This window comes from Paenibacillus sp. NPDC056722, assembly GCF_042790635.1.
In the GTDB taxonomy this organism is placed as follows: Bacteria; Bacillota; Bacilli; order Paenibacillales; family Paenibacillaceae; genus Paenibacillus_AQ; species Paenibacillus_AQ agri.
The window spans coordinates 47,086-73,357 of record NZ_JBHTYV010000002.1 but is presented as its reverse complement, the minus strand read 5'-3'; the positions used below and the strand labels follow the sequence as shown (position 1 = coordinate 73,357).

Genomic DNA, 26,272 nt, shown 5'->3' with positions numbered 1-26,272 from the left:
AAAAACGTTAATTCGTATAGTTATCAAAATATCCTTGAATAAAGATAATTGGCGTACCCTTATCGCCACTTCCGGAAGTCAGGTCTGATAAAGAGCCGATCAGATCGGTCAATCTTCTAGGTGTCGTACCTTGTGCTTCCATGGCGCCTACCAGATCGGTCTCTTTATTGTTAATGTATTGAGAGATAGCCTGCTGCAATGCCTCACCTTTCAAATCAGCGAAGTTGTTATCAGCAAGGTATTTCAATTTCACCTCGTTTGGTGTGCCATCAAGTCCTGCTGTATAAGCAGGCGATACAACCGGATCAGCCAATTCCCATATTTTACCGACAGGATCTTTAAATGCTCCATCCCCGTAGATCATCACTTCGACGAGCTTGCCCGTTTTTTCTTTGAGTCTGCGCTGAATGTTATCCACGATTGGTTGGCAATTGCGCGGGAACAACTTTATGCTATTTTCTGTCGACTTATTAGAACCAAGCAGACCGTAGCTTTCATTACATCCACTGCCATCCACCGATGCAGCCAGTATGTCATCGAGGCTATATACTTTTTCTCCGCCATTGGCCTTCAAAATTCTCTTCGTTCTGAATCTTGTATGGATATCACAAGTCAGTACATGTTTAGTATATTGCAGGATAGTCTTGGGATTATTGGAGAAAATGACTTCACATTCCACGCCATATTCTTCAATTAATGATTTATAGTAATCGATATAATCGATGCCGGTAAAGGTATGCTTTTTATATCCAAATAGTTCGCGGAATTGTTGCTCTGTCAGTACATCGGTCCAAGGATTAACCCCTTTTTCATCAAGCTCGTCCAGATCCACTAAGTGGTTGCCTACTTCATCCGACGGATAACTGAGCATGAGCACAATTTTTTTAGCGCCTTTAGCAATACCGCGAAGACAGATAGCAAAGCGGTTCCGGCTTAGGATGGGGAAAATAACACCGATCGTATCTTCTCCATATTTGGAGTTTACATCTTGTGCAATATGATCAATGGTAGCATAGTTGCCTTGCGCACGTGCAACGATGGATTCCGTAACTGTAACGATGTCTTTATCCTGAATGGTGAAGCCTTCCACTTCGGAAGCTTTTAGAACACTATCTACAACGATGTCTTCGATGCTGTCTCCTTGATTAATGATGGGGCAGCGAAGGCCTCTTACAACTGTTCCGACAACTCTTTCCAATATAATCGCTCCTTGCATAATTTGGATTCCTATTTGTAATATACACTCAGCAAGTGGTATAAATGAAATTAATATATTGAATACGTGATATAAGAGGTGCTTATAGGAGTGAGTAAGTTAGATTTATATAAAGTGTTTTGTACAGTGGCTAGGAACACAAGCTTTTCCAAAGCGGCTCAAGAGCTTTATATGACACAGCCGGCTGTCAGCCAGGGGATTATGCAATTAGAAAGGGAACTCGACACTCGACTATTCACCAGAACATCGAAGGGTGTATTTTTAACGGATGAAGGCCGCCTCTTATTTGACTATGCCAATTCGGCCATGAATTTAATCCACGTCGGGGAAGAAAAGCTGCTCGAATTGAAAAATTTAACGACTGGCGAGTTGAAGATAGGTGTAGGCGATACGATTTCCAAGTATTTTTTACTTCCGTACTTAGAAGAGTTTCATAATCGTTACCCCAATATCAAGTTCAAGATGGTGAATGGCACTACCCTTGAGATTTGTGCGCTAATTAAATCAGGCAGTGTGGATATTGGTATTTGTAATTTTCCGCTGGAAGATCCGGCACTAGAATTAGTCCCCTGCACTGATATTCATGATATTTTTGTATATGGGGAGAAATTTAAGAGCCAATTAGCAGGAACGGTCACCCTGGATCAGGTCGTCAAATTGCCGTTAATCTTCCTTGAATCCAAGTCCAACTCCAGAAAGTATGTGGAAGACTATATGCTGTCAAAAGGAATTAAAATTTCTCCCGAATTTGAACTGGGTTCACATCATTTGTTACTGGAATTTGCCAAGATCAATTTAGGCGTAGCTTGTGTGACGAAGGAATTCTCCCAGAAATATTTGAATACTGGAGTATTGCATCAGGTTTCATTAACTGAGGAAATACCGAAGCGAAGTATTGGCATCTCTTTTTTGAAAAGTGTATCCTTATCGCCAGCATCGACAAAATTTGTTGAGATTATAAAGAACAAGTTATTGGATTGATTTTAGGCTAATAAAAATTCTGGAAATGGGTGAGATGAGTGTCTACTAATGTAAGGTTGGCATCGATAAATGATGCAGAGGCATTGTCTAGATTAAATCTTGAGTTCAATGGTGGAGACCAGCGTTCTGTGTCAGAAATCATGAAGTCTCTGAATAGCAACAATGAATTGGTAGCCGTGGCTACTATAATGGACGAAGTGGTCGGCTTTGCCTGTGCTCAAAGTATGAAATCGTTTTGTTACAATGAAGCTCACGGAGAAATTACTGAAATGTATGTTCAGGAATCTGCCCGGCGTAAAGGAGTCGCTACTTCCTTAATTTCTTTTCTGGAAAAACAACTTCATACACGTGGTGTCAAAACAGTTAAGATTTTAACCGGAAGAGACAACAATCCAGCCATTCAAACCTATGAACTAAGCGGCTATATTAAGGATGATGAAGTAATGCTGAAGAAAAAGCTTTAATACCTCTGTATAGAAGCCCTTTGAAAACGTGGCGCCCCGCATCACTCAGGTTTTCTTCATGAACGGTACAGTTTAGCTATAATTATTTTCGCCAAGTCATAGAATCTAATAAATGATTATGATGGGTAAAAGGACATTTTCCCGAAGGAGATATTTCATGGAGACCCATACTCATTATCATGCAGAGGATATTACGTTTAGCATTGACTGTCAGGACATCATTTTAAGAGAATACATAGTTGCTGATTTAGATACATTTCATTCGCTTACCTGGCAACCTGAAATACATGAATTTTTGCCAGGCTGGAACGTAGCGAAAGAGCAGCGGGAAGAATGGCTCATACACTACGAAATTCCAGAGAACGGGCAGTTTCTGAAGGCTGTAGCAGAAGGTGGGGATGTTGGTGAACTCCGCCTTCGACTGGGTATTGTTTTGAAAGAGACGGGAGAGTTAATTGGATGGTGCGCTTCAGGGATAAAGGATGAATTGCCGGCCTCAAGCCGAGAAATTATGTACGCAATATCCAGGGATCATAGGGGTAAAGGATACGCAACACAAGCCGTGCAAGGGATGGTCAAGTATTTATTCGCACATACGAACGTTGAGGTGCTGAATGCTATTGCACTTTTAATTAACTTGCCGTCTAATAAAGTCATCCAAAAATCCGGATTTCAATTGCAAGGGATTATTGAGATCGATAACGAAAGCTATAATCATTACAGGCTTGATAGAAAGAATTGGGTAATTCAAGATTAGAGGTCCAAGGCAAACTAAGATGTCAGGGAGGCCGGGTATGGAACAGCGAATGGTGATCATTACTGGGGCAAATTCGGGCATAGGCAGGGCGGCGACGCTGAAGTTTGCCAGTGAGGGCTATCATGTGGTGATGGCTTGTCGAAGTTTGCAGCAGAGCAGGGGCGTCCAGGAGGAGATTATACGGCTTTCCAGTAACGAGAGTGTCGATCTCATGGAGGTTGATATGTCTTCTTTTGCATCCATCCGTGTATTCTGTACAGCTTTTATAGCTAAGTACCCCCGTTTGGATATCCTCATTCATAACGCTGCTTACCTGAATCATGGTGAAAAAGAGTATAAGCTCAGCCCCGAGCATATCGAGCTGACCTTTGCGACCAACACATTTGGTCCTTTGCTAATGAGTCATTTGCTGCGCGGCCTGCTTGAACAATCGCCAGATCCGAGGATTCTGCATGCCTGCACAACCAATATCAAACACTTCTTTGATCCCAAACGGACGATTGAGTTCGATAATTTGCGCGGTGAGTACCGTGGCATCCGGCCGTTCAGTATGTATAAACGGTATGGAGATTCCAAAATGGCCTTATTGCTGTTGAGCTTCAAACTGGCCGAAGAGTACAAGAGCCGAGGGATTAGCGTTAATGCCCTGCAGATTAATCGTGTAAAGCTGTCTCCAGCAACGATTAACAAAATGAGTCCCCTGTGGCGAGTGCTGGCACGGGTCCAAAATCTGACCAACCCACTGCCATCCGGTATGGCTGATCATTATTTTCACATCTGCACCTCTGACGAATTCAAGACTGTCACTGGACGGTTCATTAACCACAGGAGAGAGATTATGCATCCGGCAACAACGGAGACAGGCCTCGCACAATTGAGGAATATCTTTGGATCGGAGAGCTATCCCGCTTACGCTGCGGATGAGCAGAACATAGAGAAGATATGGGCGCTGGGTATGATGCTGATCGGAGAGTAGAACGGGGTAGCAAGCCGTTAACGTAACGGTCCTGAATTCAAGGCCTACAGTGTAAGTATCCTGCCCGTTACTTCAATAAAGAAAGCAGATTGCATTAGCAATCTGCTATTTAAGCTATCGTTTCCCGTTAGAACGTAATAGAGAGTTGTACGTACTTTAGTGAACGCTATTCTGTGGTTTGGAGAGCTTCATTTAATCAAGTGCGTTTTTCCGTGAGATACGTTCTGACAGGAGGAGCAGTATACATTGAAAATTGATTAAGTATCCCTTCCGGAGTTTGATCTATTAAGACCATATCACGAACGTTCGGTTGCATGAAACGTTCCCGGTCCATAACATTAAACATGGATACAATGGGATCGAAGTATTGATTTACATTCAATAAACCACAAGGCTTTTGATGCAGGCCAAGCTGGCCCCAAGTAAATATCTCAAAATATTCTTCCAATGTCCCTGGCCCGCCTGGGAGTGAAATAAATCCATCTGCTAATTCAGCCATTTTGGCTTTACGTTCATGCATAGAATCGACCATAATAAGTTCAGTCAAACCTTTATGCGCAATCTCACGAGTCTGTAAAAAATGAGGAAGCACTCCAATTACAAGGCCCCCTTTATCCAACACTGCATCAGCAACTTCTCCCATGAGCCCAGTAATAGCGCCTCCGTAAATCAGGGTGATTTCGCGTCTGGCTAGTTCATGACCCAGTTCTATTGCAGCTTCTTTATAAATTGCAGATCTTCCTTCTTTGGAACCACAGAATACAGCGATTGATTTCATAGATACATTTTCTCCATTTCTTTTGTTAATCATTACTTTCTAATTAACTGTTTTTTGAATTACGTTGATAGATCACTATCTCCATGTATTCTGCGCAAAAACAGTGAAGCTATAACACCCACTATTGCAACAATAAACAAAAATATGAATGAGCTTTGAATTCCCATAACTAATGCGCCTGTTGAAAATTCCTCATGGTTAGATGGGAGCAAATCACCAGAATACTTACGCGAACTCACCGTCATAATGCTAACAGCAAGTGCAATTCCGATAGCACCTGCAATCTGTGGAATGGTATTCATGACGGCATTGCCATCTTTGTGCATATGAGGTGGCAATGCCGTCATTCCATTCGTTTGAGCGGGCATCCATACGAATAATAAGCCCAACATGACAATGATGTGCATCAGTATAATATACATTTTGGACGAGTCTGGATCTAGAAATATAAAAGAACACATGCCTGCTGCCATTAAAATCGTCCCGATCCTAACAAGCCATTTCGGTCCAAAACGATCAAACAAGCGGCCGTTTATCGGTGAAATTAGTGCATATATAATCCCACCTGGTAGCAAAGTAATCGCTGCTGAAAATGCACCCATGTGCAAAACTCTAATTAGAAACATTGGCAAGAGCAATGTCACTGAGAGATTGACGATCATACAAATGAAAATTAACACGTTTCCAATAATAAACATCGGTTTGAAAAATACTCTCAAGTCCATTAATGGTTCTGCCATTGAAAGTTGGCGCTTAATAAACCAATAGAGGCCTAACCCCCCGATGATAATGGGCAAATATATTTCAATACTTAGCCAACCAGATGTCCCTTCACCAGCTTGACTAAATCCAAATACAACTCCTCCAAATCCAATGGTTGACAAAACCAACGATACAACATCGAAATTTATTTTTTTGGGTTGTGATACATTTTGCATAGAGATCCATCCGACAATGAGTGCAGCCATCATAAGCGTGAATGAAATCCAAAAGATCCAATGCCAAGTGTAATTAGAAAGAATCAAGCCAGACACAGTGGGTCCAACTGCGGGAGCTGCTGTATAAACCATAGTTACTAATCCCATGGCCATTCCTCTTTTGTGTATGGGAAAAATAATAAGTACGATGTTATACATTAAAGGAATAATGATGCCTGTTCCAAAAGCTTGTAATACTCGCCCTAATAAAAGAACTTGAAAGTTCCCTGCAAGTGCAGCAACTAAAGCGCCAATTAATGACATAAAGACTGCAGTAAGAAAAAGTTTTCTTGTCGTGAATCGTTGAATAAGAACTCCTGATAATGGCATGACAATTCCAAGAGTTAGCAAGTAGGAGGTAGTTAACCATTGTGCAGTGGATTCAGTAATTGAAAATACTTCGATAAAATTACTGAGTGCAATATTCAGTGCAGTCTCGTTAAATGTCCCAACGAATCCTGCTAGTAATAATGCTATCATTAATGGTATGATTTTTAGATTTTCCATGACTTTAACATTCGAACCTTCAATGTGTATTGCTTGCAACCTTACCACACCTTCCACTAATCATTATATATATCAACTTACTATTGCGTTAACTCTACCCTTCCATAGATATGCTCCTTCATAGATCGTTTTAGTACTTACCTCTTTATACTTTCTATATATTACAGGTGGAACTATGACATCTTTATGTCATAATTAGATTAGAAATTTTGGGGGGATCTCCGTGAAAATTGAAAGGATTTTATCGATAGTTTTACTTTTGTTAGAACGTAAAAAAGTGAGCTCCTCTGAATTAGCGAACATGTTTGAGGTCACTCCTCGTACTATCTTTCGAGATATCGAAACCATTACCAAAGCCGGAATTCCAATCACCTCTTCCCTTGGTGTGAATGGGGGCTTCAGTATTATGGAGCGTTACAAATTTGAGAAGAAGATCTTTACGCAAGCGGAGATATTAGTTTTAATACTTGGCTTAAACAGTATCCATTCAACTGTTTCTAGCGATGAAGTCTTGAATGCCATTGCTAAAGTGAAATCTTTGATCTCGGAAGATGAAAATCAACTGGTAGATAAACTAATAGCAATTGATCCTTCACCTTGGTTCGGAAGTACTCATGTCAAACCACCTGAATTGGGGCAAATTAGAACCGCAATTGAAGAGGACCGCTTAATTACATTTGAATATCTAGATCCTTTTGAAGGTATGACTCCTTTGGAACTCACTATTGAGCCATGCAGACTAGTATTGAAGAATTCAGTGTGGTATATGCAAGGATTTTGTACAGAGAAAGGGGGGTTCCGAATGTTTAAAGTTTCCCGCATTTCTTCTCTTGTTACTCACCAGGATACATTTAGGAAAAGACAAATCGAAGACGAGGTTTTAGATATAACGGAGAAAGAAATCATACATTTAACTCTGCTTTTTGACCAATCACTTATTCCTTATATGAGCGAGTACTGTGGAGAGAAGAACATTCGTTTCTATGAAGGTGCTAAGTGGATAGCAAAGTTCCCCTTCATTGCAAATGACCATGGATATACTCATTTACTTAGCTTTGGGGACAAATGCGAATGTATCGAGCCTGAACATGTAAGAAGCGAGTTAACCAAACGAATTGAAGGTATTTACAAAGTCTATTCCACTTAAAAAATCGGTGAAAGTATATATCTTAGTTTTCTAGACAAGCTAAAGTTGCAGTTGTTGAACTTACTTCGGTGTCTGTGAATCATTTAAGAGAATAACGATCCCATTACAATTTTTCAAGATACCTTAGGAATGCTCGCATTGTGAGAATCGAGTCTCACGTTACTAAATTAAGTCTAGCTAAAAAACATCCCCGCGACCATGGCTGGTAGCGGGGATGCTCTGTATAACAATGGACTATTGGCTGGACATCCGCACTAGAATTGAATCACAACCATTTGATGACAGGCCCACAGCGGCACAGTGTAGCTCAGTTTGCCGTCAACTTGGTTGAATGGAAGACCCTCGTTTTGAGGTGCCAGATATACATCTTTAACTTGTTCTGTCGCCGCAAGGGTGACTTCTGTATTCATGAGAGGCAGCAGATCCTCGATAATTTCTACACCTTCCCCTCTGCGGACCGGAGAAGCGTATAACAGATGATTAACCCAACGCTTGAAGGCCGGCTGCGCCTGCAAAGTGGTAACACCTTGCGCAGGCAGATTGGTAGTCAGCGATTTATGGTTTCCTAGCAGGCGATCCAGCACGTAGCAGATGATTTCCTTCACGGGCAGGCTACCTTTTACCGCATAATCTTCAAACACATGCCAAGCTACATAGATACCGTCCCGTCCCTCTGCGATGCCCGCTCCGGCTTCTTGTAGATCGGAAGGAGTATGCTGGTGCGAGCAGAAGGTGAACAAGTCGCGGTTGAAGTATGAATTTTCCTTGCTGCCGAGCAGAGTACCGCCCGGTGAGAGTACAGCGTCTTGACCTTCGGTATAAATGACAAAGGAGGCTGTGCGCAGCGAAGGGAGCTCGAAAGACGGCCGCAGATATGATGGCCGGAACGCTGATACCCCCTGCCAAGTAACGCCCAAATCCAGTGCAAATCCGCTTCCGTCCACGGACAGACCGGAACGTCCGGTAGCCAGGATTTTGCCGCCGCCAGCAATAAAGTCATCTAGTTTAGTCTTAAGTTGCGCTGTAATCTGAATCTCGTCCGGTAGAATTAGCACCTTGTATGATGCCAGATCTGCCTCCAAATCCACCACATCGAAGAGATAGTTGCCCTCCAGCAAAATCCGCACGGCTCCTGTGTCATGCTTGTTGTGCTGAGGGATCGGACCATTGCCAGCAGCCCATGATGCAGCTTCAAGTGACAATAGGGCAATATCAGCGATGCCCGTGGTATCCTGGCACCATTCTTCCTTGGCTTCTACCTCGCGGTAAGCTTCGCCGATCAGCGTGTAGGTGGCGAGATCCATCTTGCCGCCGGGATGCAGCTGATCCCCGATGGAGCAGCGCGCTCCGTTGGCAAGGCTCAACGCGGCTTCATACCGCAGCGCGTTCGGATGTTTGTACCCGCCGAACTCGCCCCATGAAGTATGGAACTTACCGGTCATGCCGAGAAAATCCATGCCCAGCGTCTGTGCATAACGCGCGGAGAGCGGAAAGTGGTCATAGCCCCAGCCGCCTGTCGGCAGCGACTCCAGCTCCAGATGGGTGTTGACATGGGCAAGGTCACGCCGCCCGCGGTCAACGTGGCTGCTGTTATGGAATACCGGAAGCCCAGGCTTCACCGTGTGAACGGTATCATTCATTCTTTTGGCATAACGGGCATAGGTCTCTTCCCACATCTTCCGCATATCTTCCAGATTACGCGGGTCTGAGCCCCGCTCACGGATGTCAGCCACACAATATTGACAGTAGCATTCCCGGACGCCGACGATATCCAGGAAGATGCCGTCTGCATCGTAGTTTTTCACGACTTCTTCCACCTGCTGGGCCAGAACGTCAAGATAAGGAGTGTTCATACAGAATTGATGATATCCTGGTGTCATGAAGTCACCCGTCCAGCTAATGACCTCCTGCTGATTGCGAATCAGCCACTGTGGATGTTTACGGGCGAGCCGCTCATCCAATCCGGCGGAGAGATAGACTGGCGTCTTCACGCCGATTTCATGAGCGGCCTCAATCTGTGCGCCCAGAAGGTCAAAATCCAGATGTGGATGTGTTTCATTCGCGGTTGTCGGGTGATAAGCCCAGCCATGATGACATTTGGAGAAAATGGTAATGGAATCGACATGCCCGGTCTTAAGCATCTCCTGAAATTGCTGCTTGGAAAAGTCCCGGCCAATGCCTTCAATGGCTTCGGATGTATGGAAATCGAGATGCACCTGACGAAATTTCATGCTTGCGTCCCCCTGGTCATTAAATGATAGAATCATATTATATCTACCACTCTAATGGATTATGGGATGACATACAGCCGACAATTCCGACTTTGTATAGTACAATTTCGGTGTCTTTAAATCAGGAGGACGTTACATGCTTGTGCTTGAACTACCGGTCCCGCCCTTTCCATTGCTGGCGGCAATCGGTCACACGTTATGGAAGCCCGGTGTGCAGCATGCTCAGCGCCAATTCGAGGTATTCGATCTCATTATATGCGCCAAAGGGATGCTGCACATGGAGGAAGATGGTATTGGTTATGAGGTAGCCGGAGGCATGATGCTGGTTCTGGAGCCTGGCAAAACCCATCGCGGCTCACGGCCGACCGAGCTGGAGACCGAGGTGTACTGGATTCATTTTCAGTACCCTGTGTCTGTGGAACCCATCTTGAAGGAGAAGACACATTGGCAGCAGCCGTTGCTCCAGCGGAGTGATCAGGATACGGAAGCTCCACCGGGAGTCATTGAGATTCCGAAATTCGCTGCTGTGGATCTGCGCTCACTCCAGCCTCTGTTGACCGAGATGCTTGAGCTGCACCATGTGTTGACCCTACAGCGTTCCTTTGAGTTGAATATCCTGCTCGGCCAATTTCTCCTGCAACTGCAGAACGGGATGCGACGCAGCAGTCCGCAGGCCCGTTCCTATTTTCTCAGCGAGAAGGTGGCGGCTTATTTGAACCAGCATTTAGAGCAGCCGTTCGATTCCGTGCAAATGGAGCGTGATCTGCTCTATCATTTCGATTATCTGGCTCGCTGCCTGAAGCAGTATACGGGGATGAGCCCGCTACAATACAGGCACCATCTTCAGATCGAGAAGGCCAAGCGGCTGCTGGCGCATTCCGAGCTTTCATTGAAACGGATCGGTGAGTTGTGTGGCCTGCAGGACAATAACTATTTTACACGCTTGTTCAAGCGCCAAACTTCACTCACGCCAGGGGAGTACCGCAGGCAGTATCAGGTGTTTTTAATAGAATAGAAAATGGAGTAGTTCGTCAACGTTGTATCCCCAGCATCAATAAATATGATGGAATGAGGTGTCGTATCACCCGAAGAAGAAGCCTTCTGCAGGATCAGATCCAGAACCATTCTCCGTAACTTATTGGAGGATGGTTTTTTTATGCTTGGATTCCAGTGGTATCTCCTTACAAATCATACAAATGGATACTCCAGTGAACGAATGGTTAGGTCCTGCCCACTTGTAATGATGGTATACTAAAGCGGGATTATAGAGGTCCTCTAGGTGTTAGGGGCACAACAATAGAGCGGAAGCGGAGGAGAGCCGATGGAGAAGAAAGGTATGAGAAGCTGGAAATGGTTTAGGTTCAAAGGCGCTTGGCCGGCATTGTTCTGGTCCTATATCTCAATACTTCTGCTGCTGCTTGTTCTTGGCAGCATACTTTACTGGAGCGCCAGGGAAGTGGTGGTGAAATCCGTGGAGCGTAGTAATTCCGCTATGCTGGGACAGCTCCGGGAGCTTGCTGATGGGCAGCTGCAAATGATCGAGCAGTTGGAACAGCAGATCGCCAATCATCCCAAACTGCTGCAGCTAATGAGCAGTAGAACGCCCCTGTCTGATAAAGAGCAGTACGAGATGATTGCATTAGCCGAGGATTTGAAGCGATACAAGCAATTGACACCATTCATTAATGATTACTACATATATCTGCCCAAAACTGGAACCATGCTGGGGCCGGGCGTGAAGACTACACCGGAAATTTTGTTTGAGCAGGCCGTTCGCTTTGACGGGTTGAGCGCTGATGAATGGGTGCAGAAATTTGAAAGCGGATACCATTTCCGTACCTTCGAGCCATCACTGCATGCAAGGAGCAGTATCGGGGAGTCAAGCGACATTCTAGCATATATGCAGACCCTTCCGCTCGGCAACCGTTCCAAGGGATTAGCCACGCTGTTTATCATGATTAATGAAGATGAACTACGCAAAATGTTCCAGGGCTTGGCGGATGCCGGACAAGGTAGTATCTACATTGTGGACAGCAGTAACCGGATGGTCAGCACAACGGCCGCCAGTAAGGTACCGTTATCTTTTACATATGGAGACATGCAAGGAGAGCAGGGTAAGCTGGAGACCCGGCGTGAGGGGAAAGAGATGATAGTCTCCTATGTGACTTCAAGCGTCTTCGGGTGGAAATTTGTGTTGGAGGTTCCCCGTGTAGTCTTTCTGAAGGAAGTGAACGAGGTACGAAGCTGGGCCTTATTGCTGCTGATTTTGGCTGCGCTTTCAGGAGCGGCTGTATCGTTCTATCTATCCTATCGTAACGTACGCCCACTCCGTGATTTAGTATCGGTTGTAACGGGCAACAGTCCTGCGCTGCCGCGCAAGGAGGGACCTCTGGAATATCAATTCATACATACATCGATCCAGTCGGCCCGAATAACGGAAACGGAACTCCGGGGCCGGTTGTCGCAGCAGACACCCATTATTCGTCTTCATTTCCTGAATCGGCTGATCAAGGGCTACGCAGATCCTCATGAGCTGCAGCCGGAAGCCTTGGAATTCATGGATATTCGTTTTATTTCCGATACTTTTGCGATCCTGTTGATCGACGTGGAGGATATGAATGCTTTTTCTACTGAAAATGATCCTAAAGAATGGCTCTTTATCAACTTCGTTATTTCGAATATTGCCACCGATCTGGTGGGCGAGCGACATATCGCCTACACCACTGAGCTGGATCAGGGCAGAATTGCTCTCCTGATTAATTTCAGTGAAGCCGATGAGGCGGCATGCACGGCAGAACTGTCAGCGATCACAGAGCAACTGGAACACATGCTGTGTAAGCGATTCCGGCTAAAGGTGTCTATTGGTGCGAGCTTCATTGCGCGGGAAATAAAAACAATCGGCGAAGCCTTCCGCGATGCTCTCAAGCGGCTCGATGAGGACGCCAAGCAGCAGGCCAAGGATCACGCAGTTGACCAATTACGGGAGCGGCCGCCGGTTTATTATTATCCGTTGGATATCGAACAGCAGTTGACCAATTATGTGAAATCAGGTGAGGAAGAGAAAACAGAACAGCTTCTGAATGCTTTGTATTCGGATCATTACAGCACTGACGGCAGCAGTCCGCTGGTTGGCTCGTATTTCCTGCTACATTTGTCTTCGACGTTGTTCCGGATTGTCCAGAATACACCGAATGCGGATGCGGAGCTTGCTATGCGGCTTTTACAGAATCAGTCCGATGGCAACGCGGATGCCCACCGTACATTCCAGCAGCTGAAAGGAGAGTTTCAGACCGTCTGCCGTCTCTGGCGGGAAGGACGTAGTGATCAGGGCAGCCGGATGCTGGAGACGATCAAACAGATCGTAAGGGAACGTTACAGCGAGAACATGTTGAGTGTAAACCTGATTGCGGATGAATTGGGAATTACACAGCCATATCTATCCTCTTTTTTCAAAAAGGTTACCGGCCACACGATTCTTGAGTTTATAGCAGAGACCCGACTTAAGGAGGCAAAACGGCTGTTGACGGATACGGATCGTACCGTAGCATATGTGGCCCGTGCGGTAGGCTACTCCAACGACATTGGTTTTATTCGTTTTTTCAAAAAACATGAGGGGATCACCCCTGGTCAATATCGTACGAACACACAAACGGAACATCGATCTTAGATATGTGCAGTCTCCGATCTTTCAATTGGAATGGCAATGTAACATCCAGGCCATATTCAGCGACAGTGTAACATGGGTATGATGATGTCGGAGTTGCGAGTGGACGCACACCATACAGTAACCAGAGGGGGGAATATATTCATGAGTTATGGAAAAAAAAGCCTGATCACGATGCTGGCGGCCATGACGGCACTAACCGTTTCATTATCGGCCTGTTCAGGGGGGAACCAAGCAGAAGAACCTGCGAATTCGCCACCGGCGGGAACGGGGAATGTGGAAGAGCCTAAGGATGGTAAGATCGTATCCAGCCCGCTTACATTAACTTATTATGTACAGGGTTTGGGCAGTGCGGCACCAGGAATCAAGACTCAAAATGATATTGCTGCTTATCAAGAGACAGAGAAGAAGACAGGAATTCATATTGAATTCCAGAGTCCTACTACCGGTCAGGAGAAGAACCAGTTCAATCTGCTGATGAGCTCAGGCTCTTATCCGGATGTTATCGAATGGGGCTGGAATGATTACCCGGGCGGTGGTGTAGGTGCCATGAACAGCGGTGTTATTGTTCCGCTTAATGATTACATTGATAAATATGCTCCGAACTTGACCAAACTGCTCTCAGACCACCCGGAGATCAAGAAAGAGGTTTCCACGGACGATGGGCGGATTTATGCGTTTCCTTTCCTGCGGGCGGATCCATACTTGCGTACGTACTTTGGCCTTGGCATCCGTAAGGATTGGCTTGATAAGCTAGGCCTTCAGGTACCAACAACTATTGACGAATGGCACACTGTATTGAAAGCGCTTAAGGAAGGCGATCCCAACGGAAACGGCAAAGCCGATGAAATTCCGCTCCTGATTAAAAAGGATACGATGCTGAATTTCAGTAATGTGTTCCTCAATGCCTGGGGAATTACCAGCCAATTCTATTTGAAGGACGGAAAAGCAGCTTACGGTCCAATTCAGCCGGAATATAAAGAGTTCCTGAACACGATGCGCAACTGGTACGCAGAAGGCCTAATTGACCGCGATTATGCAGCCACGGACGACAAGCAGAAGGACGCCAAATGGACTGGCGGGCTGTTAGCTGCATCTGAACTGGCGGTAGGCGGCGGGATCGGAAAGTATATGACAGCGATGTCCGAGAAAGATCCCGACTTTAACCTGGTAGGTGCACCTTATCCAACGCTCAAGAAGGGCGACAAGCCGGTTCTGGGTCAAATTACGCCAATTTTCAACAGCGTGGGAGCGGCCATTACCAGCAGCAACAAGCATATCGAGGAGACAGTAAAATGGTTGGATTTCAAATATGGTGATGAGGGAAGTATGCTGTTCAACTTTGGTATTGAGGGCAAGAGCTACGAGATGAAGGACGGCTTTCCTACCTATACCGATGAAATTATGAAAAATCCGGATGGCATGGCTTTCGCTACTGCGCTCGGCCAATATGCGATTCCGTTCGGAGGTCCGTTTGTACAGGATAAACGTTATCAGGAGCAGAACGTTTCGCTGCCTCAACAGAAGGAAGCGCTCAGTACCTGGATGGATGTAGAGAATGGTGACTGGCTTCCAACGCTGTCGTTAACCAATGATGAATCGGCAAGATTGGCAGCGATTATGACGGATGTGACTACTTATCGTGACGAGATGTTCGACAGATTCGTTATGGGTGTGGAGCCAATCGACAATTTCGATACCTTCGTGAAAACCATTGAAGGCATGGGGATTCAAGAGGCTATTGATATTCAGCAGGCAGCTTACGAACGATATTTGAAACGGTAACGCTGATTTGAGCGGGTTCCTAATGGTTCGTCGCGCTGACCTGCGCCGGCCTGGGACCCGCTGTTTTTACTCTGTACATGAAGGAGGTCTATGTGTTGAAGCTGCTGCGAGACTGGTCTCGACATAAATATATCTATTTGATGCTGCTTCCCGTTGTGATCTACTATCTGGTATTCCTTTATTTTCCGATGTACGGTTTGCAGATTGCTTTTAAAGATTTCTCACCTGTCAAAGGAATTTTGGGCAGCGAATGGGTCGGGTTCAAGCATTTCATATCATTTTATGACAGTTATTATTTCTGGCGCTTGATTCGCAATACACTGTTGATTAGCTTGTATGAATTGGTTTTCGGCTTTCCGGCTCCTATCATTCTGGCCCTGCTGCTTAATGAAATTCGAAGCCGTGTATTTAAAAATGTGGTGCAGTCCATTACGTATCTCCCGCACTTTATCTCAATAGTCGTAGTCTCGGGAATGCTGGTCGACTTTCTCTCCGGGAACGGTCTGATCAATCAGTTGACTGGCTTTTTCGGTATTCCTTCGGTTTCTTTCCTTATTGTACCTGAATGGTTCCGGACCATTTATGTTTCTTCCGGAATCTGGCAAGGAGTAGGCTGGGGCTCGATTATTTATCTGGCGGCGATTGCGGGTATTGACCCCAGTCTTTACGAAGCTGCCAAGACTGATGGTGCAGGACGATTCAAGCAAATTCTGCATGTCACCCTCCCGGGGATTATGCCGACGATCATCATTATGCTGATCTTGCGATTCGGTACACTGATGGCTGGGGGCAGTCTGGAAAAGATTCTTTTGTTGTACAACTCAACAACCTATGAAACGGCGGACGTGATCTCCACCTTCGTATACCGGCGAGGATTGCTTCAGATGGATTATGGTTTTTCGGCAGCAATCGGCCTGTTCAACAATGTGATTAACTTCCTGTTGCTCGTCTCGGCCAACAAGATCAGCCGGAAGATCAATGAAACAAGTCTGTGGTAGTCCATTCCAGGGGGTGAATGATCCTTGAAGTCTCATATTTCCTGGGGAGAACGGCTATTTGATATCTGCATCAACGTATTTATGGTGGTGCTGATGGCTGTTACCCTGTATCCGTTTCTGTATGTGCTGTTTGCTTCCTTCAGTAACCCTTCCGATCTGATTCAGCATCAGGGGCTGCTGTTGATGCCGACCGGCTTCAGTCTTGAATCTTATAAGCTGGTATTCGAGAATCCAATGATTTCTATCGGTTATTTCAATACTATGATTTACGTTGTCGTCGGTACGACGCTGAATCTGACGCTGACCAGCTTCGCTGCCTATGCGCTGTCTCGTAAGGGTGTTCGATTCGTCGGACCCATTATGTTTGCCATCGTATTCACGATGTTCTTCTCCGGGGGTCTGATTCCTACCTATCTCAATATGAAGCATCTGGGGCTGCTCGATACGCGGTGGGCGATGATTCTGCCGTCTGCGATCAGCACCTGGAACCTGCTGGTCATGCGTACCTCCTTTGCAGGTATCCCCGCAGCGCTGGAAGAATCAGCGCGGATAGACGGGGCCAATGATTTTCGTATTCTGTTCCAAATCTTTATCCCGGTCTCATTGCCAATTATGGCTGTAATGACTCTCTTCTACGGTGTAGGGCATTGGAATGCCTATATGGATGCGCTGATTTACCTGCGCGACAAGGATTTATACCCGCTGCAGCTCGTTCTGCAGGGAATTCTGATTACGAACAGCACAGACTCCATGATGAGTACCGTGGCGGATGTCGACAAAGGTCTGATTCAGGAGACGATCAAATATGCAACGATCATTGTTGCGACAGTACCGATCTTGCTGCTCTATCCATTCCTCCAGCGGTATTTTGTCAAAGGCGTTATGCTAGGCTCAATCAAAGAATAACAATGTTCGGAAGGAACTGATCAGATGACTACAAAAAAAGTTGCCCATATTATCGCTCATTCCCATTGGGATAGGGAATGGTATCTGCCTTACGAGAAGCATCACGTGCGGTTAATCCAACTGATGGATACTCTGATTGACTTACTGGATCGTGATCCGCAGTTTCACAGCTTTCATCTGGACGGCCAAACGATTGTATTGGAGGATTACCTGCAGGTTCGGCCGGAGAATAAGGACATTCTGAAGCAGCTGGTACAAGAGGGGAGGCTGGTTATCGGTCCCTGGTACATCCTGCAAGATGAATTTCTGACCAGCGGGGAAGCCAATATCCGTAACCTGCAAATCGGGCATAGAGATGCTGCGGAATATGGAGCGGTGTCCAAAATCGGCTATTTCCCGGATTCCTTTGGCAACATGGGGCAAGCTCCCCAGCTCCTACGGCAAGCAGGTATAGACGTAGCGGTCTTTGGCCGGGGGGTGAAGCCTGTTGGCTTCAATAATGAGCTCAAGGGTGATTATGAGTCGGCGTATTCTGAGCTGAACTGGGAATCGCCTGACGGTTCGCAGGTGCTGGGCATCCTATTCGCCAACTGGTATAACAATGGGATGGAGATTCCGGTCGATGCTGCTGAAGCACAGCAATACTGGAACAAGCGTCTGCAGGATGCAGGAGCCTATGCTTCCACACCTCATCTGCTGTTTATGAATGGATGCGATCATCAACCGGTACAGAGTGACCTGAGTGCCGCTCTGGATACGGCGCGGAGTCTGTTCCCGGATGTTCAATTTGTGCACTCCGATTTTGGTCAATATGTGCGTCAAGTCCAGGCCTCCTTGCCGCAGACGTTATCCACGGTACGGGGAGAGCTGCGCAGCCAGCGGACAGACGGCTGGTGGACGCTAGTAAATACGGCTTCCGCACGCGTATATATCAAGCAGGCCAACCAGCATTCGCAGGCACTGCTGGAGCGAATGGCAGAGCCGCTCGCTGCCTTCGCCGCCTGCTTGGAAAGCCGTACCCGCATCATCTGTTGCGCTTTGCATGGAAGACGCTGATGCAGAATCATCCCCATGACAGCATTTGCGGATGCAGTGTGGATGAGGTGCACCGCGAGATGATGACCCGCTTCGCGAAGGCAGATGCCATAGCGGAGGAGATCATTGCAGAGAGCGCGGCTGTTATCACTAGCAGTATTGACAACGCAAGTGCCTTCAGACAGCTTGAAGGCGCGGTGCCATTCGTTGCGCTGAACACCTCTGGCTGGGTCAGAACATCAGCCATCACTGTAGAGCTTGAGACAGAGCGTATCTACATGAAGGGTCGGAAGAGGGCTGATATTATTCACGAGCTTACCGCGAAATCTGTAACTGGCCAGGTTCAAGATGCTTCTGGGAAGATTATACCCGCAGAGATCACGGATTTGGGCGTACGGTTCGGCTACGATTTGCCGGAGGATCGTTTCCGCCAGCCCTATATGGCGAGAATGATACGGATAACATTATTGGCTGAACGGGTGCTTGCACTTGGATACCGGACCTATGCTTTTGTCCCGGTATCGGGGATTAGCCACACAGCATCTTCAGAGAAGCTTGACCTGTTGAATGCCGGTAACATTGAGAAGGAGCAAGAGGAACAGCAGCAACAGGAGTACATTCTGGAGAACGATTTTCTGCATGTTTCCGTGCAGGAGAATGGCTCCTATACTGTAACAGATAAGATAAGCGGCGGTGTCTTCCCGGGTCTGGGCGTATATGAGAATATCGGGGATATTGGGAATGAGTATATTTTCAAGGCTCCGGAAGGTGATCAGCCGCTGACCACAGAAGGGCTGCGGGCCAGTATTGTGAAGCTTCCATCTGGTTCGTTCCGTAAGAGTGTGGAAATCATACATGATTGGTCCTTGCCTAAAGGGTCGGACGAGCGGCTGGTTTCGGAGCGGGAGGGGTTCGTTCCGTTTCTGGAGCGGACAGCGGCCCGAAGCCCGCAAAGCGTTCCGTTTCGGATCACGACCACCCTCACATTGATTCAAGGCGATCCGCAGCTTCATGTGGAGACGCTTATAGACAATCAGGTTCAGGATCACCGCCTGCGGGTGCTGTTCCCCACAGGCATAGAATCTCCGGTACACCGGGTGGATTCTGTGTTCGAGGTGGCGTTGCGCGATACCGTACCTGCTGCGGAATGGATCAATCCTAGCCATTGCCAGCATCAGCAGGCCTTTGTTAATGTAAGCAGCCCTGACGTCGGATTGACCATTGGAAACCTAGGCCTGAACGAGTACGAGGTACTGCGTGATGGTCAGGGAACCATTGCCGTTACCCTGCTTCGTGCAGTCGGGGAATTGGGTGATTGGGGGGTATTCCCTACACCAGAAGCTCAATGCCTTGGTAACCATAGCTTCAAATATGCGGTGATTCCACATGGAGCTGGCAGTGCCAGAGAAGAATCTTTTGCGTTGGCCTACCAGAACCAGTCACCCATAACGGTTGTGCAGGCTCCTATGCAGAGCGGAACGCTGCCTGTGGAGCATACCTTTGCCGAGTGGGCAGGTGAAGGGCTAGCGCTCACAGCTGTGAAGGTCAGTGAGCACAGTAATGATCTTGTGCTAAGGTGGTACAATATGACAGGGGAAGAGACTGAATTGAGTGTGACAGTGACTAGACCTGCCACTATGCTCTACCGGAGCACGGTGCTGGAGGAGCGGAGCGAGCCGCTGCCTGCTTCAGCAGGAAGCGCGAAGGTCAGCGTTGGCCCAGCGGAGATTGTAACGCTGGGCGCTATGTTCAATACAGAGAACGGATAGCTGTCAGATCCATATGGGAAATATAATCGCCTATCACCATATCTATGGTGATAGGCGATTTTTTATTATGTCCTAATAATGATATGTCTCTGAATTCACAAATAATGATAGAAATACGTAATAATACACTCTATTTTCGAAGGAATACATAATTGTTAAATGCTTTCCAGAAACCTAGAATGTAAACAGACCGTTATAATTATATATCCTAAGGCATTGGATTCGGGTGTAGAGTATGCAAATAAAATCATTCTAGGAGGTTATCACAGTGAAGCAAAGGCTTTTTTATGTGATTCCGATTCTGCTTATTGTTCTGGGTGCCTGGCTATTTTTGTATAACCGCGAGGATAACAAAGTTTCTGATAATCAAGAGAAGGAGGTGGTAGCCGTCGCTCCTGTCAATAACAGTGGAGCACAGTCCAACGTTAAGGCGATTTATGAGCAAGAACCGGTGCAGTACTTGACCCCGGCTTATGAGGTTGAGGTGAAACGTGATATTTTGTATGCCAAGAAGAAGAATGAGACAGAAGCGGAGGAAGCGTTGAAGCTTGACCTGTACCAGCCCACTGGCGACAACAACAAGCTGAGACCGGTCTTCGTTTTCATCCATGGAGGCGGTTATTCAGGAGGAGGCAAGGAAGATGCTGCCGATTTTGCAACGGCGATGGCTAAACGGGGATATGTGGTCCTGTCCGTGGATTACCGCTTGAAAACAGACCCGTTTATTAACTTCAGCCGCACGCTTACCGATGCTTGCGAGGATATACGGGACGTGATCCATTGGATTAACGATAATGCAGCGACTTACGGACTGGATGCCGGACACATTGTGATCGGAGGGGATTCTGCTGGAGGCCATCTTTCTATAAATTTTGTCAATCTTTCTTTGTCCAGTGATCCGGCCCTTGTACAGTCTGTCTTTGCCATTGTGGATATTTATGGCGGGGATCTGACAAGGCTTCCGGATAGCAAGCTTCCTCCGTTTCTTATTATCCATGGGACCATAGACAAGCTTGTTCCATACCAGCTAAGTGTGGATTTGGGCAACCAATTGAAGGAGCAGGGAGTTTATCATAATCTGCTTACGATGGAGGGCGTAGGCCACGACTACAAGAACACGAAGTATATCGACGAGATCGTGGAGACAACCTCGCATTTTTTATGGAATGTTCGGAACAGCCGAGGCCTTGACCGGTTACCGGAGAATTCCGGTCTCTCTGTTGCGTCTGGTGATATTTTTGAAATCAAACTTCCCGAAGCTTACAGAGGAACTACCGGGGAGCAGCTTAATGTTTCTTTGCCAAATGGATGGGAGCTCATAGGACAAGAGAACCACACACTGCAGATCCAGACTCCAGAGGGCGTTAAGCGAGGAAATCTATCCGTTGATGTGTGGCAGGGCCAAGGGCGCGAGACCGCCCAGGGCTTTACCGTCAATGTGAATGTCATTGATCCGCTGGAGGTACATTATATGACTTTCTACGATCAATCACGGCAAGCGGTAAGAACTCATATGGACGTTGTTAACCGGTCCAAGAACAAATTCAGCGGTTTATTGCAAGTGGATTATGAGACAGCACAATCTACCCCTGGTACTTTTACAACAGCAGTGGAGGCATTGCAACCAGGCGAGAAGGTACGTGTTGATCTTCCCGAATTGGCAAGGGGCCACCGCACACTGAAAGCTTCTAACGATCAGGGTACACTGCTGCAGACAGCGTTGGATACCTTCAATGCTCTTCTAATCCCAAAGCTCAGCAAGCCTTTGAAGATCGAGGGCGATCTGTCGGAGTGGAATAATTCTGCTAGATTTGCTGTGAAGGATGTCAGGGTCAACGACTGGAAAGGAGAGCAGGATCTTAGCGCCACCGGCCAGCTCTCCTGGGATGATCACAACCTGTATCTCGGGGTAGAGGTCACTGACGACAAGCATGTTCAGCCGGCATCGGGGGATGCCATCTGGAGCGGGGACAGCATCCAGATCGGGATAGGCATAGCCAACTCAGATGGCACAGTTCCGTCAGAATATCATGAACTAGGTGCCGCAAGGGGAGACAACGGGACATTGTACAAGTGGCGCTGGATCGCGCCAAGCGGCTTCCCAGTGGGCGATGCTGTAGACCTTAAATACGCCATCAAACGGGAGGGCTTAAAAACCACCTACGAGCTGGCGATTCCGTGGGAAGAGTTAGGCCATGAGACCACATTGGTGAAAGATGGCCTGAAGCTGAAATTCTCAATCCTGGTCAATGACAATGACGGAGAAGGGCGTAAAGGCTGGGTCGAATACAATAGTGGCATAGGGACCTCCAAGGATATTGACGCCTTCGGCGACCTGTATCTGGTGGATTGATATAGATTAAATGGAAGTGGGTTCAAATATTGTGAGAAGAAGCCTGGATGAGCTTTATCCGGGCTTTTTTTTGTATTGATTAAGCATTCATTGTCAATGAGAATGATTATCAACTATAATAGAGTTACGTCCAAGAAGCGGGAAAAGAGAGAATGTTAGGTTTGAATCGGAGGTTGAACAGCGTTCATGAAATTGAATGATCACATCAAGCTGTGGAATCATGTTTTTATAAAAGTGATGGATGTCCGTCACAAAAGAATGGAAAAGGATGGGGAACTGCGGGACTACCGTCTGCCTTCGAGCGCCTTCTTATATACTGTGCGTGGCAGCGCCCGGGTATGGCTGGATCAGAGGATACATAGCGTGGAGCGGTTCCATATCCTGCATGGCGGGAAGGGCATGTCATTGAACATTGCTGCAGAGGATGAGCTTGAATACTATATGATTTTATATAAAGCCATTCTTGCCCTTCCGGCCCGCAAGGAAATTGTTCAGCTGCTGGAAAGGGAGAATCCTTTCCAAGATCAATATGCCTTTCCACCGCACAATCCCTTGTCCCTGCATAATAAAGTAGAACTGCTGGAGCAGGAATGGCGCCAAATGACGGGACTTGGCAAACTGCATGTGAGGGCAATATTCCATCAGTTTGTGTACGACCTGTTAGGGCAGATGCACCGTCAAGGCATACGTCCGTTGAAGCCTGATCCGGTATTGCAGGCTGCGGAGTATATTCGTGAACACTTCAGCAAGCCTCTAACACTGGAGTCGATTGCTGAAGAATTGGAGTGCAGCGCAGGACATCTGTCCAGGCTGTTCAAGCACAAAATGCATACTAGCCCCATTCATTACTTGGGTCAGGTACGTGCCGACCGGGCGATGGAGCTGCTAATGCAGACGGACGCGACCTTACAGGAAATTGCGGAGAATGTGGGCTACCCGGATGCTCATTCTTTAAGCCGCAGCTTCAAAAAATATAAGGGCTTGTCCCCTGTACACTTCAAAAAAGAACGTCAGCATCATGCGAGATATCAGGATTTGCCCTTATCAATGGCAAAATATGCACTTCAGCAGAGCCCATCCGCCCATTATACTGATACTGATTATCAATATCAGAACAATGTGGAAGGGGATTTATTCATGCACGGTAGAATCAAAATTACCGCAATGACGATGCTGTTGTGTCTATCGTTGTTGCTGGGAGCCTGCGCAAATTCGCCAGCAGCTGGTGGTGGGACGAAGGCGGAGCCTGCTAAGACGGTAGCTGAGACCGGAAATAATCAGCCTAAGGACAACGGGCAGCCGGAGGCTGTACAATCCAAAACAAGAACGGTATCTACGCTAATGGGGGATGTCGAAGTGCCGGCAGATCCGCAGCGGGTAGTGTCCGATCAGTATATGGGCCATCTTTTGAAATTAGGGATTATTCCGGTAGGCGTCCGAACCTTCATGCTGAACGAGGCCTGGCTCGACCAGTCGGGGATATCCAAGGAGATCCTGGCCGGTATTGAGGACCTCGGAGGGTTCCCTATGAATCTGGAGAAATTAACTTATTTGGAGCCTGATCTAATCATAGGTTCGATAGAGAAGAATATCGAGGATTACAAAAAGATCGGTACAACGGTATTCCTTCCATATTGGGAAGGCTTATCTACCGCAGGACCGCTGGATAAATTCCGCAGAATCAGTGAGATATTTGGCAAGCAAGAGGTCGCGGAGCAATGGATAGCAGAGTATGAGGGTAAAGTCGTGGAGGCTCGAAAGAGCATTGAAGGGATCATCAAAGAAGGCGAGACGGTCTCCATTGTACAGGTAGCTAATAAGTCATTGTATGTTCTGGCGGCAGAAGGCGGCAACTATGGCAGTTCCACAATCTATCAAATGCTTAAGCTTCCGCCTACGGAGAAGGCACTGAATATGAAAGAGGGATTTGAGAATATTTCACTTGAGCTTCTGCCTGAATATACGGGTGATCATATCTTTGTATACGGTGCGAAAGACGAAGGAGCGAGTGATGTGCTGGATAGTGAATTATGGAAGGGTCTGCCCGCTGTTCAAAAGGGTCAGGTCTACATGTACGGTTCATTTGATGAAAAAGGCGATGAATTTGTTATGGAGGACCCCTACTCTCTGGAAATGCAGCTAGACTCGATTGTTAAGCTTCTGTTAGCCAAAAAGAATCAATAGTCATTCGTTCGTCTTTTCGTTATGTAGCAAAATAGATAGATTAGCATGATTCCAAGGTCTGATATTCAGATCTTGGAATTTTTTTGCTAGAATAAGAAGAGATGGATGATGGGAGGAGTCAAGAAGGTGACGGGATACTTGCGCGGACAGGTAGCGAAATTAGCCAATGTAAATATGGAAACGTTGAGATATTACGAGAAGCAAGGGCTGCTGCCCCCGCTGCAGCGGTCAGAATCTGGATACCGTCTCTATCCGGAAGAGGTGCTGGACCGGCTGACGTTTATTCATAACGCTAAATCCTGCGGATTCACGCTGAAGGAAATTAGAAAGGCTCTAACAAAATCCAGAAATAGTGAAATCAACATAGATGATTTTCTAATGACTATAGACCGAAAGCAGGAGAAGATCAGATCCGAGATCTCGAAAAAAGAAGAAATGCTCCTGGTGCTGAATCAGTTGAAAAGCAACTTGCAGTCCACGGATATGCATCCGGGCGTGCAAGCGACACTGCAAATCCTCAATATGGATTCCTAGTTGACCCTGTACCTAACTACAGGTCTTAAAGTAGTCGTAACAAGACCAGTAGGAGGGCGTTACTATGTTAAGAACGAGTATAGAGCAGCTTGAGGCCATTAAAGAATATTTGCGGCACAACAATAACTATGAGAGTCAGACGGTGGCAGGTATAAGGCAGAGTATGGCGAACCCGGCAGCGGGGATGCCAAGCCATGATGATATGACGTACCGACCAGAGAGTATCGGACCGCTGCATGGCGAATGGGCCATTCCTGGCAACCTGGCTCCTGATATGGAGAACAAGACGATTCTGTATTTTCACGGAGGGGGCTTTGTTGCCGGAACTTGCGATTTTTACCGGGATCTTTGTACTAGAATCGCAAAGTCCAGCGGGAGCAAGGTACTCACTGTGGAGTATCGCCTGGCCCCAGAGCATCCTTACCCAGCCGCTAATGAGGATTGCCTTAACACGTACTGCTGGCTGCGGAATCAGGGCTATGCTGCTGGTCATATTATACTGGGAGGCGATTCTGTAGGAGGGACGCTTGTCCTTATGACACTATTATCATTGCGGGACCAAGGCGAGGAGCTGCCAGCCGGAGCTTTTTTGCTGTCCCCGCATACGGATCTCGTTCACCTGGACGGGGAATCGTATAGCAGTCGTGCAGCACTTGATCCAACAGGGAGCCGGTTCGCCAATCAGAGGATACTGGAGGACTATGTAGGTAACGTAGGAAAAGAGCACCCTTCATTATCTCCGCTAAGGATGGATCTGGAGGGCTTGCCTCATTTATGGATACAGGTTGGAGATCATGAGGTGCTGTTAAGCGATTCAATCCGATTGCAAGAACGGGCCAAAGCGGCGGGCGTTAAGGTTGAACTGGAAGTCTGGGAGAATATGTGGAGCGTGTTTCAATTCTTGGCCCACATGCTGCCTGAAGCACAACAGGCGATAGATCATATTGGTGGGTTCATCCGGGACCGGCTGGGTCAGCGTTCTTTCAGCAATTAAAACTGGAGAACCGGCA

General features: G+C 46.9%; 18 protein-coding genes and 1 pseudogene. 15 read left to right on the top strand and 4 right to left on the bottom strand.

Annotated elements, in window-relative coordinates; all coding sequences use genetic code 11:
- Window positions 1–7 precede the first annotated feature (7 nt).
- Window positions 8–1,198 (bottom strand): coenzyme F420-0:L-glutamate ligase, encoded by a 1,191-nt coding sequence (locus ACFRAM_RS04870; RefSeq protein WP_379464809.1) that lies wholly within the window; start codon window positions 1,196–1,198, stop codon window positions 8–10.
- A gap of 108 nt (window positions 1,199–1,306) precedes the next feature.
- Here ACFRAM_RS04870 and ACFRAM_RS04865 point away from each other — a divergent pair, with 108 nt between their 5' ends.
- The 4 genes from ACFRAM_RS04865 to ACFRAM_RS04850 all read left to right on the top strand — a co-directional run bounded on the left by ACFRAM_RS04865 (window position 1,307) and on the right by ACFRAM_RS04850 (window position 4,394).
- Entirely contained in the window at window positions 1,307–2,197 is an 891-nt protein-coding gene (locus tag ACFRAM_RS04865; RefSeq protein ID WP_379464808.1) for a LysR family transcriptional regulator, read from the top strand.
- 38 nt (window positions 2,198–2,235) lie between these two features.
- On the top strand, window positions 2,236–2,661 hold the full coding sequence (locus ACFRAM_RS04860; RefSeq protein WP_379464807.1) for a GNAT family N-acetyltransferase: 426 nt from the start codon (window positions 2,236–2,238) through the stop codon (window positions 2,659–2,661).
- A gap of 157 nt (window positions 2,662–2,818) precedes the next feature.
- A complete protein-coding gene (locus ACFRAM_RS04855) occupies window positions 2,819–3,418 on the top strand; it encodes a GNAT family N-acetyltransferase (RefSeq protein WP_379464806.1) in 600 nt (199 codons plus the stop codon).
- Between the two features lie 37 nt (window positions 3,419–3,455).
- On the top strand, window positions 3,456–4,394 hold the full coding sequence (locus ACFRAM_RS04850; RefSeq protein WP_379464805.1) for an SDR family NAD(P)-dependent oxidoreductase: 939 nt from the start codon (window positions 3,456–3,458) through the stop codon (window positions 4,392–4,394).
- A gap of 196 nt (window positions 4,395–4,590) precedes the next feature.
- Here the strand turns inward: ACFRAM_RS04850 and ACFRAM_RS04845 are convergent, their stop codons facing one another.
- Window positions 4,591–5,172, bottom strand: a complete 582-nt coding sequence (locus ACFRAM_RS04845; protein ID WP_379464804.1) for an LOG family protein — start codon at window positions 5,170–5,172, stop codon at window positions 4,591–4,593.
- Between the two features lie 59 nt (window positions 5,173–5,231).
- The gene (locus ACFRAM_RS04840; RefSeq protein ID WP_379464803.1) at window positions 5,232–6,695 is read right to left on the bottom strand and encodes a DHA2 family efflux MFS transporter permease subunit; all 1,464 of its coding nucleotides are present in this window, start codon (window positions 6,693–6,695) and stop codon (window positions 5,232–5,234) included.
- A 184-nt stretch (window positions 6,696–6,879) separates the two neighbouring features.
- On the opposite strand from ACFRAM_RS04840, the gene ACFRAM_RS04835 reads away from it, so the two are divergent.
- Window positions 6,880–7,803, top strand: a complete 924-nt coding sequence (locus ACFRAM_RS04835; RefSeq protein ID WP_379464802.1) for a helix-turn-helix transcriptional regulator — start codon at window positions 6,880–6,882, stop codon at window positions 7,801–7,803.
- A 254-nt stretch (window positions 7,804–8,057) separates the two neighbouring features.
- Here ACFRAM_RS04835 and ACFRAM_RS04830 read toward each other — a convergent pair whose 3' ends face one another.
- Window positions 8,058–10,034 carry an alpha-amylase family protein gene (locus ACFRAM_RS04830; RefSeq protein ID WP_379464801.1) on the bottom strand — a complete coding sequence of 659 codons (1,977 nt, stop codon included), beginning with the start codon at window positions 10,032–10,034 and terminating at the stop codon, window positions 8,058–8,060.
- A gap of 136 nt (window positions 10,035–10,170) precedes the next feature.
- On the opposite strand from ACFRAM_RS04830, the gene ACFRAM_RS04825 reads away from it, so the two are divergent.
- From ACFRAM_RS04825 to ACFRAM_RS04780, 10 genes and pseudogenes are all read left to right on the top strand, one after another.
- On the top strand, window positions 10,171–11,049 hold the full coding sequence (locus tag ACFRAM_RS04825; RefSeq protein ID WP_175371289.1) for a helix-turn-helix domain-containing protein: 879 nt from the start codon (window positions 10,171–10,173) through the stop codon (window positions 11,047–11,049).
- 306 nt (window positions 11,050–11,355) lie between these two features.
- Entirely contained in the window at window positions 11,356–13,701 is a 2,346-nt protein-coding gene (locus ACFRAM_RS04820) for a helix-turn-helix domain-containing protein (RefSeq protein ID WP_379464800.1), read from the top strand.
- 141 nt (window positions 13,702–13,842) lie between these two features.
- On the top strand, window positions 13,843–15,483 hold the full coding sequence (locus ACFRAM_RS04815; protein ID WP_379464799.1) for an extracellular solute-binding protein: 1,641 nt from the start codon (window positions 13,843–13,845) through the stop codon (window positions 15,481–15,483).
- Between the two features lie 77 nt (window positions 15,484–15,560).
- Window positions 15,561–16,481, top strand: coding sequence for an ABC transporter permease (locus ACFRAM_RS04810; RefSeq protein WP_379464798.1), 921 nt, complete (start codon window positions 15,561–15,563; stop codon window positions 16,479–16,481).
- 81 nt (window positions 16,482–16,562) lie between these two features.
- Window positions 16,563–17,387, top strand: coding sequence for a carbohydrate ABC transporter permease (locus ACFRAM_RS04805; protein ID WP_379465514.1), 825 nt, complete (start codon window positions 16,563–16,565; stop codon window positions 17,385–17,387).
- 24 nt (window positions 17,388–17,411) lie between these two features.
- Window positions 17,412–20,191 (top strand): annotated as a pseudogene (locus ACFRAM_RS04800) (alpha-mannosidase).
- A gap of 268 nt (window positions 20,192–20,459) precedes the next feature.
- The gene (locus ACFRAM_RS04795) at window positions 20,460–22,544 is read left to right on the top strand and encodes an alpha/beta hydrolase fold domain-containing protein (RefSeq protein ID WP_379464797.1); all 2,085 of its coding nucleotides are present in this window, start codon (window positions 20,460–20,462) and stop codon (window positions 22,542–22,544) included.
- Window positions 22,545–22,730: 186 nt separating this feature from the next.
- Window positions 22,731–24,728, top strand: coding sequence for an ABC transporter substrate-binding protein (locus tag ACFRAM_RS04790; RefSeq protein ID WP_379464796.1), 1,998 nt, complete (start codon window positions 22,731–22,733; stop codon window positions 24,726–24,728).
- Window positions 24,729–24,854: 126 nt separating this feature from the next.
- The gene (locus tag ACFRAM_RS04785) at window positions 24,855–25,262 is read left to right on the top strand and encodes a MerR family transcriptional regulator (RefSeq protein WP_379464795.1); all 408 of its coding nucleotides are present in this window, start codon (window positions 24,855–24,857) and stop codon (window positions 25,260–25,262) included.
- A gap of 64 nt (window positions 25,263–25,326) precedes the next feature.
- The gene (locus ACFRAM_RS04780; protein WP_379464794.1) at window positions 25,327–26,256 is read left to right on the top strand and encodes an alpha/beta hydrolase; all 930 of its coding nucleotides are present in this window, start codon (window positions 25,327–25,329) and stop codon (window positions 26,254–26,256) included.
- Window positions 26,257–26,272: the final 16 nt, after the last annotated feature.